General features: G+C 63.6%; 18 protein-coding genes. 12 read left to right on the top strand and 6 right to left on the bottom strand.

Annotation, left to right across the window (positions count from 1 at the left end; translation table 11 throughout):
• Window positions 1–4: 4 nt before the first annotated feature.
• The 6 genes from EJ070_RS08760 to EJ070_RS08735 form a co-directional block, all read right to left on the bottom strand.
• Window positions 5–1,702 carry a phospholipase D-like domain-containing protein gene (locus EJ070_RS08760; protein ID WP_126090988.1) on the bottom strand — a complete coding sequence of 566 codons (1,698 nt, stop codon included), beginning with the start codon at window positions 1,700–1,702 and terminating at the stop codon, window positions 5–7.
• 262 nt (window positions 1,703–1,964) lie between these two features.
• A complete protein-coding gene (gene msrA, locus EJ070_RS08755; RefSeq protein ID WP_126090987.1) occupies window positions 1,965–2,705 on the bottom strand; it encodes a peptide-methionine (S)-S-oxide reductase MsrA in 741 nt (246 codons plus the stop codon).
• Window positions 2,706–3,008: 303 nt separating this feature from the next.
• On the bottom strand, window positions 3,009–3,293 hold the full coding sequence (locus tag EJ070_RS08750; RefSeq protein WP_126090986.1) for a hypothetical protein: 285 nt from the start codon (window positions 3,291–3,293) through the stop codon (window positions 3,009–3,011).
• 84 nt (window positions 3,294–3,377) lie between these two features.
• A complete protein-coding gene (locus tag EJ070_RS08745) occupies window positions 3,378–4,082 on the bottom strand; it encodes a DUF1223 domain-containing protein (RefSeq protein WP_126090985.1) in 705 nt (234 codons plus the stop codon).
• Between the two features lie 185 nt (window positions 4,083–4,267).
• Window positions 4,268–4,639: a DUF559 domain-containing protein gene (locus tag EJ070_RS08740; RefSeq protein ID WP_126090984.1), complete on the bottom strand. Its 372-nt coding sequence runs from the start codon at window positions 4,637–4,639 to the stop codon at window positions 4,268–4,270.
• 103 nt (window positions 4,640–4,742) lie between these two features.
• Window positions 4,743–5,753, bottom strand: coding sequence for a TadE/TadG family type IV pilus assembly protein (locus tag EJ070_RS08735; protein ID WP_245464838.1), 1,011 nt, complete (start codon window positions 5,751–5,753; stop codon window positions 4,743–4,745).
• A 363-nt stretch (window positions 5,754–6,116) separates the two neighbouring features.
• Between EJ070_RS08735 and lepA the strand changes: the two genes are divergently transcribed.
• The 12 genes from lepA to EJ070_RS08675 all read left to right on the top strand — a co-directional run bounded on the left by lepA (window position 6,117) and on the right by EJ070_RS08675 (window position 16,179).
• The gene (gene lepA / locus EJ070_RS08730) at window positions 6,117–7,922 is read left to right on the top strand and encodes a translation elongation factor 4 (RefSeq protein ID WP_126090982.1); all 1,806 of its coding nucleotides are present in this window, start codon (window positions 6,117–6,119) and stop codon (window positions 7,920–7,922) included.
• A gap of 34 nt (window positions 7,923–7,956) precedes the next feature.
• Window positions 7,957–8,481 (top strand): type II toxin-antitoxin system antitoxin SocA domain-containing protein, encoded by a 525-nt coding sequence (locus EJ070_RS08725; RefSeq protein ID WP_126090981.1) that lies wholly within the window; start codon window positions 7,957–7,959, stop codon window positions 8,479–8,481.
• The gene (locus tag EJ070_RS08720) at window positions 8,478–9,182 is read left to right on the top strand and encodes a hypothetical protein (RefSeq protein ID WP_126090980.1); all 705 of its coding nucleotides are present in this window, start codon (window positions 8,478–8,480) and stop codon (window positions 9,180–9,182) included. The genes EJ070_RS08725 and EJ070_RS08720 overlap by 4 nt, the downstream gene beginning before the upstream one ends.
• Before the next feature lie 173 nt (window positions 9,183–9,355).
• Window positions 9,356–9,535 carry a hypothetical protein gene (locus tag EJ070_RS08715; protein WP_126090979.1) on the top strand — a complete coding sequence of 60 codons (180 nt, stop codon included), beginning with the start codon at window positions 9,356–9,358 and terminating at the stop codon, window positions 9,533–9,535.
• A 23-nt stretch (window positions 9,536–9,558) separates the two neighbouring features.
• Window positions 9,559–10,215: a Fic family protein gene (locus EJ070_RS08710; protein WP_126090978.1), complete on the top strand. Its 657-nt coding sequence runs from the start codon at window positions 9,559–9,561 to the stop codon at window positions 10,213–10,215.
• Between the two features lie 144 nt (window positions 10,216–10,359).
• Entirely contained in the window at window positions 10,360–10,872 is a 513-nt protein-coding gene (locus EJ070_RS36215) for a hypothetical protein (protein ID WP_189350450.1), read from the top strand.
• 11 nt (window positions 10,873–10,883) lie between these two features.
• Window positions 10,884–11,390 (top strand): hypothetical protein, encoded by a 507-nt coding sequence (locus tag EJ070_RS08700; protein ID WP_126090977.1) that lies wholly within the window; start codon window positions 10,884–10,886, stop codon window positions 11,388–11,390.
• Window positions 11,391–11,631: 241 nt separating this feature from the next.
• A complete protein-coding gene (locus tag EJ070_RS08695; RefSeq protein ID WP_126090976.1) occupies window positions 11,632–11,979 on the top strand; it encodes a hypothetical protein in 348 nt (115 codons plus the stop codon).
• Between the two features lie 294 nt (window positions 11,980–12,273).
• Window positions 12,274–12,645: a hypothetical protein gene (locus EJ070_RS08690; protein WP_126090975.1), complete on the top strand. Its 372-nt coding sequence runs from the start codon at window positions 12,274–12,276 to the stop codon at window positions 12,643–12,645.
• 248 nt (window positions 12,646–12,893) lie between these two features.
• Window positions 12,894–13,520, top strand: a complete 627-nt coding sequence (locus EJ070_RS08685) for a CDGSH iron-sulfur domain-containing protein (RefSeq protein ID WP_126090974.1) — start codon at window positions 12,894–12,896, stop codon at window positions 13,518–13,520.
• Between the two features lie 59 nt (window positions 13,521–13,579).
• On the top strand, window positions 13,580–13,882 hold the full coding sequence (locus tag EJ070_RS08680; RefSeq protein ID WP_126090973.1) for a cupredoxin family copper-binding protein: 303 nt from the start codon (window positions 13,580–13,582) through the stop codon (window positions 13,880–13,882).
• A gap of 260 nt (window positions 13,883–14,142) precedes the next feature.
• Window positions 14,143–16,179 (top strand): hydantoinase/oxoprolinase family protein, encoded by a 2,037-nt coding sequence (locus tag EJ070_RS08675; protein WP_126090972.1) that lies wholly within the window; start codon window positions 14,143–14,145, stop codon window positions 16,177–16,179.
• Window positions 16,180–16,411: the final 232 nt, after the last annotated feature.

The following is a 16,411-nucleotide window of genomic DNA, read 5'->3' as shown; positions in this document are numbered from 1 at the left end:
ACCCTCAGGCAGTCCAGAAGGCGATCTCCTGCGCCTTGGTCCTCAGCTCCGTCTTCAGCCAGGCATCGTCGTCTTCCAGATAGCTCCACGGCGTCTTGCCCTGCGCGCGCATCTCGCGGATGTAGGAGCGGTAGCGGTAGTGGCTGTAGACCGACATCGCATAGGTGGCGTAGGCGGCGGCGAGCTTTTTGTGGCCGCGCACGATCACCAGGTTCTCGTCGTTCTTCCCGCTCGCCGGTGCCGAGAAATTATGGCTGCCGGTCACTACCACGCAGTCGTCGGAATGCGGGTCGGTGACCAGGATCTTCGAATGCACGATGGCGTGGCCGATCTGCGACAGGAAGGTGCGGCGGTTGACCTCGGCGATCCATGGTCCGAGCGGCGCGTCGAGGCCTTGCGGCTGCGCCACCGAATAGCGGTCCGGCTTGAACGTCCGGTCGCTGCTCACCAGGTCGATGTCGAGGAAATTCTGGTCGGTGCCGCCCTCGTCTTGGCCGAGCGTGCTGACGACGCCGCGCACATAGATGCCCTTTTCTCTGGCGCGCTGGCCGGCCAGCGTATGCAGGCCCTGCTTGCCGGGCGTGAACATCAGGAAAAGCACCGCGTGCTTGGCCGAGGTGATGACATCGCGCAGCGCCTCCATGTCGCGCCCGTCCGAGGTGCGCGTGAACCACACCGTCGCTTTGGCCGTGCCGACCGAAAACGTCTTCGGCTTGTCGTTGTCGGCCATCAGCGCCGGCGTGAAATTGGCCGGGTCGGTCTTCGGCGGTGAGGCGTCCTTCAACAGGTCCCAATGCTTGCGGAAATGCGCCGCCACATCCTTGTCTTCGATCAGCAGGCCGTTGTTGACCTGCGTGCACAGCCCGGTCGTGCTCCAGTTGGTGCTCCCGGTCCACACCATCGTGGGCGCGCCGCCCTTCGAGACCACGACGAATTTGTTGTGGCCGAGCCCCTTCGACTTCAGCATCCGGTCGATGGTCGCAATGCCGTGGTCGTTGAGGTTCTTGCGCGCCGCCGCGTTGCCGTCGCCCTTCTTGTCCGAGCCGTTGGCGAGGATGAGGTTGAGCCGCGGCCCGAGCCCGATCAGCGCCGTCTCCAGCGTCGCGTCGCCGAGCTCGTAGAGCGCGGCATGCAGCTCGTCGCCGGCGACCTGCGTCAGCCCGACCATGCGCAAACCGAGATCGCCCTCGAGGAAGGCGCGGAACTTGGCGTCGCCATTGGTCTGCAGGCTCTTCTTGAACGCCGCCGGCGTCAGCCTGTTCTTGGCCATGTAACGCGCAACGAATTGCGACAGCACCAGCCCGCGGTTGAAGAAGCAGGAAAAGCCGCCGCCGGCATCGGTGGAAAGCGTCTTCCAGTCCGTCCAGTCGCTCGTAACCCCCTTGGTCAATGGCTTGCCGGCGCCGGCGCTCATCATCGCGGTCACCCGGTAGCGCACCACATTGCCGACATCGGCGGCATGGTCGGTCCAGTTGAAGCGCTGGAACGGCCAGACGTCGGACGGCCGGTGGTCGCCCGATTTCGGCTTGTCCTTGGTGAAGCCGACGCGGTTCTCGACCGGCTCGATCTTCTCCGTCGCGCCGGCCTTGCGGCCGCGCTCCAGGAGGAAGCCGCGGCATCCCGGGATGAATTCGCTCGGCGCCCAGGCGACGAAGGCGTCGTCGCCATTGGTGTAGACGGAAACCTCGATGCTGACAGCCATGTGTCATTCCTCCCCGATGCGACGCCGACAAGATCCGCGCCGGAAGCAGGTTTCCGGATCTGTTGAAACAGAAAGTCAGAAAGAGTGACGGCGGTGATTATGTGGCGGCAGAAGACTGACTGTCAATGTTTGCGGACTTGAAGTATAACTCTATGAACAGCTTCACATTCCGATCTATTTGCCGGCAAAAGAAAGAGGCGGCGGACCTTGCGGCCCGTCCGCTTCAAACCTGTCGCTGCGCTCCGGAACCGGCCGGCCGCCGTCAGCTCTTGCTCGACGCCAGCACCAGCACCGGCTTTTCGCTGTAGAGCTGCGGGAACAGCGCCTTGAGGTTCTCGATCTTGGGCAGGTCGTTGTAGACGATATAGGGGTAGGTCGGGTTCAGCGTCAGGAAGTCCTGATGGTAGTCCTCGGCCGGATAGAAGGTCTTGCCGGTCTCGAGCGTCGTCACGATCGGCTTCGCAAACACCTTGGCCCTGTCGAGCTGGGCAATGTAGCTCTCGGCGACTTTCTTCTGCTCGTCGTTCCCGGCAAAGATCGTCGAGCGATACTGCGTGCCCTGGTCCGGTCCCTGGTAGTTGAGCTGCGTCGGGTTGTGCGCCACCGAGAAATAGACCTGCAGGAGCTGGCCGTAGGTGACCTTCGACGGATCGTAGGTGATCTCGACCGATTCCGCATGGCCGGTGCGGCCGGTGCCGACGACCTCGTAGACGGCGTTTTCGGCGCTGCCGCCGGTATAGCCGGAAACGGCCTTGCTGACGCCCTTCACGTGCTGGAACACGCCCTGCACGCCCCAGAAGCAGCCGCCGGCGAACACGGCCGTCTCGGTGCCGCTCGCGGCCTTCTCGTCCAAAGCCGGCGGCGGGATCACCACCGCGTCCTCGGCCGAACGGGCCGGCGTCTGCCAGAACGCGGCCGCCGCCGCCGTCAGCACCAGTGCCGCAAGCGCGCCGCGGGTAAAGAATGGCGATCGCCGCGCGGGCTTTTTGTCGATGCCGTTCATGTTGGATCTCCTTGTCTTGGTTCCAGTATATACGAAGGAAGCCGCCGAGAGGTTCTCACTTTGCCGTGCGGCGGCTTATCGCCGGCGTCGGCGCTCCCCCTCTCCGTCTCGGCTTCGCCGAGCCACCTCTCCCCCGCTTCGCGGGGGCGAGGAACCCAGGCTTGCGAAGGCCGCGCCCTCGGCGGTTAGGCATTTCCTCGCCCCCATGAAATGGGGGAGAGGTGGCTCGGCGCGCAGCGCCGAGACGGAGCGGGGGAGCGCCCTTCGCGATTGTTCGGCCTTCGCCGAGGAGAGGCCGGGACCTTACTGGGCCGGGGCCATCGCGTCCGCCGGTTTCATGGCATCCGTCACCGGCTTCATGGCGTCGGCAGGCTTCATCGCGTCGGTGGCGGGCTTCATCGCTTGTGTCGCCATCGCATCGGGCTTCATCGTATCGGCCGGTTTCATCGCGTCCGTCGCCGGCTTCATTGCATCCGTCGCCATCGCGTTGGCGGGCTTCATGGCATTGGTCGCATCGTCGGCGCGGGCGCTGGCGGCGAAGGCCGTGGTCGCGAGCGCAAGCGTGAGCGCCGTCAGGAATTTGGTCATGGCTAGTCTCCTTGGGTTGTGGCGCGCGAATGCGGGCCGGGTGTTGCGATGCCGCTTCCTGCGGCCCCGCGCGAAAAACGATGATCAGTCCGCGGCGGCGGCCAGGATCGGCCCGCCGCCGGGGCTCTGCACCAGCACCGCGGTGCTGAGGCCGTTGGCGGCGGCCGGCAGCGGCAGGGTCGTGGCCTGGCCGCTCCAGCCGCCAAGCCGCTGCAGCGAATGCACGACATTGCCGTGCGGCAGCGTGCGCCCGGTGTTTTCGCCGCGCGCCACCGGCACCTCGACGACGCCCTTGGCGTAGCGCACCAGCCAGATGTCGGCCTTGCCGCCGGGCGCCTTGCCCGAGCCGATGCTGACCTTGCCCTGCCCGAGCGAAAGCGCCGGGCCTTGAGCAGACGGGCTCGTCGAGATCAGCCGTTCGATCTCGCCGGTCCTGGCGCCGACCGCGTCGGCGCTGCCGTTCACCACCACCTGCGGCGTGAACGGCCCGTCATGACCGAGTGAGGGCTCGTAATTGACCTGGCGCTGGGTGAACTCCTGCCGGCCGAAAATGTCCTTCCAGCCGAGATAGTCCCAATAGGTGACGTTGAAGGACAGCGCCAGCACGCCCGGCCGGTCCTTGACCTTGATCAGGTTGGCATTGGCCGGCGGGCAGGACGAGCAGCCCTGGCTGGTGAACAGCTCCACGACGGTCAGCTGCGCGGATGCGGCACTCGCGCCAGTGGCAAGCGCGATCAGCGCCGCGCCGGCGAGCAGCGCTTTGCCGAGCATTGTCTTGGGTCCGGTCATGAGAAGCAGTCTCCGTTGCGGCGATGCTTCCATTTCGCCGCGGCCGAAGGCTTCGTTACAGCTTCACCGGTTTGTGATTGGGGCGGTGCCGCTTCTTCCTTCTCCCCTTGTGGGAGAAGGTGGATCGGCGCGGAGCGCCGAGACGGATGAGGGGTGTTCCAGCTTGGCGACGCCGCCTATCCAGCTCACCGCCACGGCTGCAGGCTGGTATCCCTCACATACGCAATGATCGTATCGCAGACGCTGTCCAGATCCTTCAGGACATCGTCGTTCCAAAAGCGCAAGACGCGAAAGCCTCTCGCCTTTAATTCAGCTCCGCGCGCTAGGTCGGACTCCGAATCCGCGTGCTGGCTCCCATCGATCTCGATGATCAGGCGTGCTTCGGGGCAAACGAAATCGGCGACGTATTTCCCAATTGGCGCCTGGCGTCGAAACTTTATTCGATCGAGCCTGCGGTCGCGCAATTCCTGCCAAAGCTTGTTCTCCGCCTCCGTCATTTCGCGCCGAAGCGAACGGGCAAAGCTGCGTTTGGTCTGTGTGACAGGTCGATGCGGCATGGTACCAGATTAACCAGCCACTGCGCTCCGTCCAACACCCCTCATCCGTCTCGGCGCTTCGCGCCGATCCACCTTCTCCCACAAGGGGAGAAGGAGAGGTGCCCTACTGCGTCAGCACCGTTTCCGACTGCCTCTGGTTGAAGTCGCACTTGCCGGTGGTGGTGTAGAAGAAGTCGGCATTGCTGACATCGGCCGGCACCGGATTGCCGCCGTCCTCCCAGGCCTGGTAGCCGGCCTGGCCGCAGGGCACGGCGCTGAAGATATCGACGACCTGCCCGGTGGGGACCTCGGGCATGTTGGTGGCGCTGGTGCCGATATAGAGCCGGTTCGAGGTGGTGGCATCGTTCGACCGCAGCGTCGTCGGATTGCCCGAAGGTACCTTCATCTCCAGATAAAGCTTGTCCATCTGGCTGACATCGATCACCGCGCCGGAGCCGTTGGCGGGGTAGAAGGTGTCGGCGCAGGTCGTCGCGTACTTCTTTCCCCTGCTGTCGGTCTGGGTGATCGTGCCGGCGGCCAGGTTGTTGAAATTGCCGACCGTGTTGGTCGTGCAAACCTGCTGCTGGACCACCGTGCTGGTGGAGCCGTTGATGGTGCTCACCGTGGTCGTGCCGTAGCCCTTCGGGTCGCCATAGCCATTGTAGGTGTACGTGATCGTCATCAGCGGCTTGGGGGTGGTTTCGCCGAACTTGGTGCCGTAGAGCGTCATGGTCTTGTTCCAATAGCCGGACACTTTCGTCACCTTGAAGGTGGACTGCACCAGCGCCGGCGTCTTGCGCACCGAGGAGCCGACGCCGACATCCACCGTGTTGATCCGGGCGATCTGCATGAAATTGGTCGGCATCGGATAGGCCGCCGTGGCGCTGAAGGTCGCCGTGCCGTCGGCGGCGATATCGACACCGGTGAGCGTCGCCGTGCCAAGCCCGCTGTTCGCCGCATAGGCCTGCTGCAGCGCCGTCTGGCGGTCGCCCTTCGACGTCGTGGTCGGCAGCGTCGTGATCGAGATGATCGCTGCGTCCAGCGCGTTCTGCATGTTGCTCCTGGTCGTCACCGCCGAGGTGTAGTCGACGGAAAAGCCGACGGCCAGCAGCAATGGGATCGTGATCATCATCATGATCGGCATCATCGAGCCGCTTTCCGAGCGAACGAAATTTCTTGGCGACGAGAACATTCCCCAACCCCCGAACAACACCGGTGGCGCAGCCACCCAAGGCGGAGCTATGCCCTAAATGGGTGCATAATTGTTTAAGCGGTTTTGAATGTACGGCGCGGCGCGGCCCTCCCCTTCTCCCCTTGTGGGAGAAGGTGTCGCCGAAGGCGACGGATGAGGGGTGCTCCAGGGAATGCCGACGTCTCATTCCGCTGGGACACCCCTCATCCGTCTCGGCGCCAACGCGCCGATCCACCTTCTCCTACAAGGGGAGAAGGAAAGGTGCCCGGCTTGCCCGCTACCCCCGCCCCTGCTAAAGCGCGCCGCATGACGACGCCCCTCGACCACATCCGCAATTTCTCCATCGTCGCCCATATCGACCATGGCAAATCCACGCTTGCCGACCGGCTGATCCAGCTCACCGGCGCGCTGGAGGAGCGCGACATGAAGGAGCAGGTGCTGGACTCGATGGATATCGAGCGCGAGCGCGGCATCACCATCAAGGCCCAGACGGTGAGGCTGAACTACCGAGCCAGGAACGGCGAGGACTATGTCCTGAACCTCATCGACACCCCCGGCCATGTCGACTTCGCCTACGAGGTGTCGCGCTCTTTAGCCGCCTGCGAGGGCTCGCTGCTGGTGGTGGACGCCTCCCAAGGCGTCGAGGCGCAGACGCTCGCCAATGTCTACCAGGCCATCGACAACAACCACGAGATCGTCGTGGTGCTGAACAAGGTCGACCTGCCGGCGGCCGAGCCCGAGCGCATCCGCGAGCAGGTGGAGGAGGTGATCGGCCTCGACGCCTCCAACGCGGTGCTGATCTCGGCCAAGACCGGCCTCGGCGTGCCGGACGTGCTGGAGGCGATCGTCCACCAGCTCCCGCCGCCGCGCGAGGGCGACATCGCAGCACCCTTGAAGGCGATGCTGGTCGACAGCTGGTACGACGCCTATCTCGGCGTCATCGTTCTGGTGCGCATCATCGACGGCGTGATGAAGAAGGGCCAGACCATCCGCATGATGGGCACCGGCGCGAAATATCTCGTCGAGCGCACCGGCGTGTTCAAGCCGGCCCGCGTCAATGTCGACGAGCTTGGCCCCGGCGAGTTCGGCTTCTTCACCGGCTCGATCAAGGAAGTGGCCGACACCCGCGTCGGCGACACCATCACCGAGGACCGCCGCCCGACGCAAAAGGCGCTGCCCGGCTTCAAGCCGGCGCAGCCGGTGGTGTTCTGCGGCCTGTTCCCGGTCGACGCCGCCGATTTCGAGGACCTGCGCGCCGCCGTCGGCAAGCTGCGCCTCAACGACGCGTCCTTCTCCTTCGAAATGGAGACCTCCGCCGCGCTCGGCTTCGGCTTCCGTTGCGGCTTCCTCGGCCTGCTGCATCTGGAGATCATCCAGGAGCGGCTGGAGCGCGAGTTCAACCTCGACCTCATCGCCACCGCGCCTTCCGTCGTCTACCGCATGAACCTCATCGACGGCACGACCAAGGAACTGCACAACCCGGCCGACATGCCCGACGTGGTCAAGATCGCCTCGATCGAGGAGCCGTGGATCCGCGCCACCATCCTCACGCCGGACGACTATCTCGGCGGCATCCTGAAACTCTGCCAGGACAGGCGCGGCATCCAGGCCGACCTCTCCTATGTGGGAAAACGCGCCATGCTGACCTACGACCTGCCGCTCAACGAGGTCGTCTTCGATTTCTACGATCGCCTGAAGTCGATCTCCAAGGGCTACGCCTCCTTCGACTATCACCTGACGAACTACCGCGAGGGCGACCTGGTGAAGATGTCGATCCTGGTCAATGACGAGCCGGTCGACGCTTTGTCCATGCTGGTGCACCGCTCGGCCGCCGAAAAGCGCGGCCGCGCCATGTGCGAGAAGCTGAAGGAGCTGATCCCGCAGCACCTGTTCAAGATCCCGATCCAGGCGGCGATAGGCGGCCGCATCATCGCCCGCGAGACCGTCTCGGCGCTCAGGAAGGACGTCACCGCCAAATGCTACGGCGGCGACGTCACCCGCAAGCGCAAGCTGCTCGACAAGCAGAAAGAGGGCAAGAAGCGGATGCGCCAGTTCGGCAAGGTCGATATCCCGCAGGAGGCGTTTATTCAGGCGCTGAAGATGGGTGATTGAGAAGTATGGATGTTCCTGATATGTTCTCAATGAAATGAGTTACGACGCCCGGGAAATTTCCAACCTGTTCCTTGATATGGCCGATGCCAAAGGCCATCGACTGACCTCTATGGCGCTACTGAAAATTCTCTATTTTGCGCACGCGTGGCATCTCGCGAAATATAAAGAGCCGTTAATAGGTCAGAAATTTGAGGCTTGGAAGCACGGCCCGGTAAATAGAGTTGTCTATGATCAAGTGAAGCGCTTTGGTGCCGGACCAATCACGGAGCGCTTGCAGAAGTTAGATGTTTCAACTGGTGCGTTTGTTGACGCCCAAGCCGCAATTGGGGGAGAACGTCTCGTATTTCTGCAAAACGTATTTGCCTACTATTCGGAGTTCCATCCGTACAAGCTCTCGGATTTGACACACGAAAAGGGCACGCCTTGGGATATCATCTGGAACACCGCTGAAAAAAACGCTGTTCCGGGGATGTTGATCCCTGACGAGCTCATCCTCGAATGGTTTGAAAAAACCGGAGGAAGGCTCTATCGTTCGGGTGAACAAGGAGCGAACACGTGATTCCTCTTACCAATCCCCCGCTTGTCGAAATCCTGCGAGCCGACACTACGAACGTACAGACCGCAATGCGGTCGCTGCTAGAGTTTTACAACCCGGTAGATGGCGGCAAATTCAACTATTTGCGCGCTGTGAAGGCCGTGCGGAAAGCATACAAAGGGCTTCATCAGATAGATCAACTTTTAGCGGCGCCGCTCTCCGTCCAAGAGCGTGTCGGTTACAAGGCCAATCAGGATGTTATCGCTCTTGCAAGCCCCTTGGCGTTCGGCCGTAAGACTCAAGTTTTCGATCTAAACGGTCGCCGCTTTCCTTTCGCTCGGGATCGGTTCGCGACGTATAGAATACCGTTCTTTTTCACTGAGGGCGGCGTCGTTAAACTCTATTTTCTTCAGTACAGAAAGTCCTTTGTGCTTTCGGAAGATGTTTACTGTGGCATGCTTACGGTGCACAGGAAGTTCCTCCTAGAGCAAGAGTTCTATGGCGAAACCTGCGACGTCGAATACGTCGACTGCTCGTCGGGCGAAGAGGGTGGCTCGCGAAATCGTAAGACGTATTCTTCAGCGAGTTTGGACATGTGGTCAGAGGAACGCCTTAGAGATCAACTCGGTATGGTGGCGTCCGCGATGGATGAGATCGAAAAGCGCGATCTGAAAGTGAAACGGATTAGACCACTTCGAGACGCGGAACTGCCACTGTTTGATTGAGAGGTAAGGCCTCTCCCAGTTGCTAGTGGCCAGGCTTGTGGAATGAGTTGTCTCGCAGCGCGAGACGCGTGACGGCTTTCATAACAAATTCATTGGCAAATCCGGCGGGCATCGCGCATGCTTGCCAGAGTGATTTGCGTTTGCCAGTTGGGCGATAAGCGCAGGAGGTATCTATGACTGAAGCACTGAAAAAACTGATTGAAGCCACCAAAACGCTTGATCAGTCAAAGATCGACAAGGAACAGCAACGCCGAAGCTTTGCTTATGGGAACACCAAGTTCGAAAACGAGAGGATAACTCGTGAGATGATCGATAAGCAGGCTGAGCTTTTGAGCAAGAATGTCAAAAGGTAGTTAGCGTCCAAAGGCTATTTGTAGTGACCGATTCCGCTCAACGCCATAGCAGGGCATTTGAAGCTGATCTGATATCAGATCCGGAGCTTAAGGCAGAGGCAGAGGCCAGGAACGGCCTGAAGCAGTATGACTATGGTATTCAGACCGTTCATCAGGCGTTGGAGCGCGGCAACTTCAAGCTTAGGCCGTCCTTGATACTTGCTCTACAGCGAGAGGCCTTAGCGGGAATCAGCGCGTACGCGGGTAATTTTCGGCCCGCAGGCGTGGAGATAGTCGGAAGTAAGCACAAGCCGGCCGAAGCACATCTCGTTCCAGAATTGATTGAAGATCTCTGTGACTACGTCAACGACAATTGGGAGAAAGCAACAGCTATCCATCTGGCTGCCTATATAATGTGGCGGCTTAATTGGGTACACCCTTTTGCGGATGGAAACGGCCGGACGTCGCGCATATTGTCTTACGTAGTATTATGTATCAAAGCGGAGAGCGTGTTCCCAGGAACGCCAACTATCCCAGAACAGATCGTAGAGAATAGAAATCCATACTTCGACGCTTTGGACGCAGCGGATGCTGCCTCTAAGGAAGGACGTATTGATCTTTCTCGTATGGAGGAATTGCTGTCCGGGATGCTGGCGCGTCAACTAACAAACGCGTATGAGAAAGCCGGCGGGCGAGCCTAAAGCTGCTGGGTTCGCAAATCCCCTCTCGGCTGTCCCGCAGCGTCCGCCTTCGGGCGGTCTCTTACCACAGTTGACATCTATCCTGTTTGGCCTTTTGGGCCGTCCCACCTCGTTGTATCCTCTCCCCGGCTTGGGAGACATCACATGCGCTCCACTTCGGACACCGTCGCCGCGATCGGCCTCGCCGTGGGCGGCGCGCTGGGCATGGCGGGCACTTTCGTTGTGAGCGATGCGCTGCGCGAAACGCTCTGGACCATCGACGGCGTGGGCGTCGTCGTCGCGGCCGCGCTGCTGACGATGAAATACCAGCGGCTGGGCAATGATCTTGTCGCGGCCGGCTTCCTCACCTTCCTGGCCGGCGAAAGCCTGCTTCTGGCCGGCAATGCGGCGGGCCTGCAGGCGAGCGTGCCTTCCTATGTCGGCGGCATTGCGCTCTGGGCGGCGGGGCTCGCCATGGTCAGCGCGAAAAACACCTTCGCGCTCTGGATGCGGCTCACCGCTTTCGTGTCGGCCCTGCTCTTCGTCGTCTCGGCGGCGATGATCCTGTGGGGCGCGCCGTTGCTGCCCACCTCCTCGCCGCTGCCCGCCGCCGGCTATCCGTTCGTGGTCCTCACCTTCATCGGCTGGATCTGGACGCTCATGAAATCGGAACGGTGAGCGGGGCAAAAATGGCCGCGCCGCTCGAAATCCGCAACAGCGCCACGGGAAAGATCGTCCCGGCGCTCGGGTCGTTCCTGATGGCGGCGATCTTCGGCTTCTATCTGGTCAAGGGGCTGTCCATGGGGGCGCCGGGCGGGGGCGTGTTCATGGTGGCGCTGCTGACGCTCGGCTTTGCCGGGCTTGGGCTTTTCATCGCGCGCGGCGCCTTCGACACGCGTGTCCAGGTCGTGCTCGACGAAAACGGCTTCCGCGACCGCCGCGCCGGCGACGTGCTGGTGCCGTGGCAGAAGGTGGAGAGCGTGCGCCTCGCCGCCGGCCGGGGCGCTGCGATGCTCAATTTCGATCTCACCGAGGTGCCGCCCGACGAGATCAGATACGCGCCCGCCAACCTGTTCGGCCTGCTGCCCTTCGGCAGGACCACCGTGCACATGGAGGTCTCCTCGCTCGACATGAGCGGCGAGGACATGGTGGAGGCGGTGCGCAAATTCGCGCCGCATGTGGAGGTGAGGCGCTGACCCTTCCTTCCCCCCTTGTGGGGGAAGGTGGATCGGCGCGCAGCGCCGAGACGGATGAGGGGTGTTGGAAGAAACGAGGCGCTGGCGATTTCCACCAGCGCAATTGGTAATGGACGTCGTCGCCAAGCTGGAGCACCCCTCATCCGTCCGAGCTTCGCTCGGCCACCTTCTCCCACAAGGGGAGAAGGGGGAGGTCGCGCCTTTCCCCCGCCCGTGCTCTACTCCTCTCGGGGACCCCACCATGATTCGCATCTCGCTCGCCGCTCTGCTCCTCTCCACGCCGGCCCTCGCCGCCGACATGTCGGTCTTCGTCAGGAACCAGCGGCAGCAGGACGTGGCGGTGGAATTGTTCAGCCGCGACAGCGGCAAGGTCTGGCCGGGCAACGACAAGGTCTTCCTCATCCGCCCGCAGGCGCGGAAATCCGTGCCGATCTCCTGCGACAATGGCGAGCACATCTGCTGGGGCGCCTGGGTCGTCGGCAACGATCAGATATCAGCCGGCGTCGGCCCCGACAACGACCAGCCCTGCGACACCTGCTGCTTCATCTGCGTGGAGCATTCGACGGAAACGGTGGATCTGGCGGAGTAAGCGGCGGCTATCTCCCCCCTCGAGGGGGAGATGTCGCCGAAGGCGACAGAGGGGGTCGCTGCGCGTCGAGCGCCGACGCCGTCCGCGACAAGAAATGACGTTGGCGCTTCACGCGCGAGGACCCCCTCTGGCCGCTTCGCGGCCATCTCCCCCTCGAGGGGGGAGATTAGCGCCGCGCTACTCCGCCTTCGCCAATCTCGAACGTCACGGGGAGAATCAATCCTTCCTCGTTCCAGCCTCGCATGCCATCATTCGCCATCGGCCGTGGGGGCCGATTCGACCTCGGGGGTTTTCATGTCTTTCGCCATTGCGCGCCGCGTTGCCGCCGCGCTCTCGCTTGCCGTCATCGTCTCGTCCGCCGCGCAGGCCGGCGACGTCACCTTCCAGATCAGGAACAGCCATCCCAACGCCATGCGCGTCGAACTCTACAGCCAGGACCGCGACTATGTCTGGCCGGGCAATGGCAAGGATTTCTATCTCGACGACGGCGAGACCAAGGAGCTGCCGATCTCCTGCGAGGACGGCGAGAAGATCTGCTACGGCGCCTGGGTCGACGGCGACGAGGAGACCTATTGGGGCGTCGGTCCGGGCAACAAGGAAAGCTGCGACGACTGCTGCTACACCTGCAGCGGCGGCCAGACGGAGGAGATCAATCTGGAGGAGTAGGGCGCCAAATCTCCCCCCTTGAGGGGGAGATGTCGCCGAAGGTGACAGAGGGGGTCGCCGCGCATCGAGCGCCGACGCGCCCTGCGCGACGAAAACGACGCTGGCGATCTACGTGAGACGACCCCCTCTGGCCGCTTTGCGGCCATCTCCCCCTCGAGGGGGGAGATAAGGCCGTGCATCCGGCCAGCTTGACGCCCTTCGCGCCCCCGCCCTAGCCTCGTCTCCACCCACCAACAGGAGACCCCCAAATGGCAGGCATGGTCGAAGGCGAGAAGATCGACGTTTCCTTCAGCGGCAAGCGCTGCATCCATTCGCGCAACTGCGTGCTCGGCAACCCGCATGTCTTCGTGCCAAACGCCAAGGGCGAGTGGATCCATCCCGATGCGGCGAGCGTCGAGAAGGTGGTGGCGCTGGCCGAGAACTGCCCGTCGGGCGCCATCACCTATGCCAGGAAGGATGGCGGGCCGCAGGAGAAGCCGCCGGTGGTCAACACCGTGCGCGTCAGGGAAAACGGCCCCCTGGCGGTGCATGCGCAAATCGTACTGAATGGCGAGACTTTCCATCGCGCCACGCTGTGCCGCTGCGGCCAGTCGCAGAACAAGCCGTTCTGCGACAACAGCCACATCAAGGCCGGCTTCACCGCCACCGGCGAGCCGCCGCTGAAGGAGGCGCAGGTGCTCGAGGCGCGGGACGGCCCGCTGAACGTCACGCCGACCGCGAACGGGCCGCTCAAGCTCGAAGGCAATGCCGAGATCGTCACCGGCACCGGCCACACCGTCGCCCGCACGACGAAGGTCTTCCTCTGCCGCTGCGGCCACTCGGCCAACAAGCCGTTCTGCGACGGATCGCATAAAAGAGTGGGGTTCGTGGCATGAAAACCCGTGCGCCGGCGTTAGTTTAGGATGAGGTTTCGCGCTTCAGGAGGAAATCCATCATGCGAACCATGCTCGTTCTTGCTCTGCTCGCCTTCGCCATGCCCGCCTATGCCGCCAATCACGCGGTCCAGATCAAGGGCATGAAATTCCACCCGGCCAAGATCAGTGCCGCCGTCGGCGACACCGTCATCTTCACCAATGCCGACGCCATGACGCACACCGCCACGGCCGAGGACGGCTCCTTCGACACCGGCCAGCTCGCCAAGGGCAAGAGCGCCAAGGTCAAGATCGCCAAAGCCGGCGCGCATGCGTTCCACTGTGCGATCCACAGCTCGATGAAGGGCACCGTCACGGCGAAGTAGCTGAGTAATCTCCCCCCTTGAGGGGGAGATGGCCGCAAAGCGGCCAGAGGGGGTCGTCTCACATAAATCGCCGACGTCATTGCTCGTCGTGGCGGAAGGCGTCGGCGCTCGACGCGCAGCGACCCCCTCTGTCGCCTTCGGCGACATCTCCCCCTCAAGGGGGGAGATTACCTGGCCCATCTCTCCCGCCTTTATCCGCAACCCCGTATCGGCTAAGGGGCAGGCACCAAATCTCGTTTCCCCGGACTGCCGCCCCGCCCATGATCGCCAAGCAATCCCCTCTCTTCCTCGGCATCGACACCGGCGGCACCTACACCGATGCTGTGCTGTGGTCGGAAGAGGGCGGGCCCCTGGATAACCCAAACAAGGGCAAGGTGCTGGCCAAGGCCAAGGCGCTCACCACCAGGCACGATCTCGCCGTCGGCATTTCCGGCGCGGTCGACGCGGTGCTGGAGAAGGCCGGCACCGACCCGGCGGCCATCAAGCTTGTCTCGATGTCGACGACTTTGGCCACCAACGCGCTGGTCGAGGGCCAGGGCGGCCGCGTGGCGCTCATCATGATCGGCTTTTCCGAGGCAGACCTTGCCCGCGACGGGCTGAAGACGGCTTTAGGCACCGATCCGGTCGTGTTCTGTCCCGGCGGCCATGACGTGCACGGCAATGCGGCAAAACTCGACCTTTCCGACCTCGAGGCGGCGCTGCCGGAGCTTGGGCGTTCGGTGTCGGGTTTCGCCGTCTGCGCCTATTTCGCCACCCGCAATCCGGCGCATGAGCTGGCGGCGCGCGACCTGATCCGCGAGAAGACCGGCCTGCCGGTCACCGCCAGCCATGAATTGTCGGCCAAGCTCGGCGGGCCGCGCCGCGCGCTGACCACGCTGCTCAACGCCCGCCTGATCTCGATGATCGACCGGCTGGTGGCGGCGACCGAAGGCTTTCTTGCCAAACGCGGCATCGCAGCACCCCTGATGGTGGTGCGCGGCGACGGCGCGCTGGTCTCCGCGGCCTTCGCCCGCCAGCGGCCGATTGAAACCATTCTCTCAGGCCCCGCCGCCAGCCTTGTCGGCGCCCGCCACATGACTGGGCTCGACGACGCCATGGTGTCGGACATCGGCGGCACCACGACGGATGTCGCGGTGCTCGACGGCGGCCGGCCTCGCCTCGATCCCGAAGGCGCCACCGTCGGCGGCTTCCGCACAATGGTGGAGGCGGTGGCCATGCGCACCTTCGGCCTTGGCGGCGACTCGGAAGTGGCGCTGGAAGACGGCGCGCTCACCCCGAAAATCCTGCTCGGGCCGCGTCGCCTGGTGCCGCTGGCGCTGGCGGGAATGGTGCATGGCGAGGCGGTCACCGCCGAGCTGGAACGGCAGTTGCGCGCGCCGAATCCCGGCCGCATGGACGGGCGCTTTGCCGTGCGCACCGGTGTGCCGGATCGGCTCTCCGCCGGCCTCACCGCGCCGGAAGCAAAACTCTACGAGGCGATCGGCGCCACCCCGCTCGCGCTCGACAGACTGCTTACCTCCAACGCCCAGAACGCCACGCTCAACCGGCTGGTGGCGCGGGGCCTCGTACATATTTGCGGCTTCACGCCGTCCGACGCCGCCCATGTGCTGGGCAGGCAGGCCAATTGGGATCCCGCCGCCGCCCGCCTCGGCGCCGAGCTCTTCGCCCGCCGCCGCGACGGCCGCGGGCAGGCGATTGCGGCGACGCCGGAAGCGCTCGCCGAGCGCGTGCTCACCACGCTGACGCGCTGGTCGGCCGAATACATCCTCGAAACCGCCTTCGCCGAGGACGGTTTGGACGGTGCCGCGACGGTCGCCCATGCGCTGGTGCAGCGCGCCGTCGACGCGCATCCCGGCATCGCCCGCTTCACTGTCGCGCTCGACCGCCCGGTCATCGGCCTCGGCGCCTCGGCGCCGCTGCATTATGCCGGGCTGCCGCCGCTGATCGGCAATGGCTGCATCGTGCCGGAGGACACCGACGTCGCGAATGCGCTTGGCGCCGTGGTCGGCCAGGTCCGCGTCTTGGCCGAAGCCCGCGTCAGCCAGCCCAGGGAAGGTCTCTTCCGCCTCGCGTCGGGGCAAACGGTGCGCGATTTCACCGACGAGGCGAAGGCGATCGCCGCGGCGGAAACCGATGTGCGGGCGCTCGCCGCCCAGCGCGCCAAGGATGCCGGCACCGACAGCGCCGAGATCGACGTCGCCACCGAGTTCAAGGTCTCGACCATCGAAGGCCAGCGCATGTTCATCGAAGCGCATGTCGTGGCGGTGGCGTCGGGACGGCCGCGGATCGCGGCGTAGGCGCCCGTCCTTCTCCCCTTGTGGGAGAAGGTGTCGCCGAAGGCGACGGATGAGGGGTGCTCTAGGGAAAGCTGACGTCTCACTCCGCTGGAACACCCCTCATCCGTCTCGGCGCTTGCGCGCCGATCCACCTTCTCCCACAAGGGGAGAAGGGAAGGCCGCGCCGCCCTACTTAACCCTAAGCCGAATTGACCCCTGACCCCCAACATGCCAAAGGCCCGGCAAAGCCTAT

This window comes from Mesorhizobium sp. M1E.F.Ca.ET.045.02.1.1, from assembly GCF_003952485.1.
Lineage (GTDB): Bacteria > Pseudomonadota > Alphaproteobacteria > Rhizobiales > Rhizobiaceae > Mesorhizobium.
This window is presented reverse-complemented; position numbering and strand designations above follow the sequence as displayed.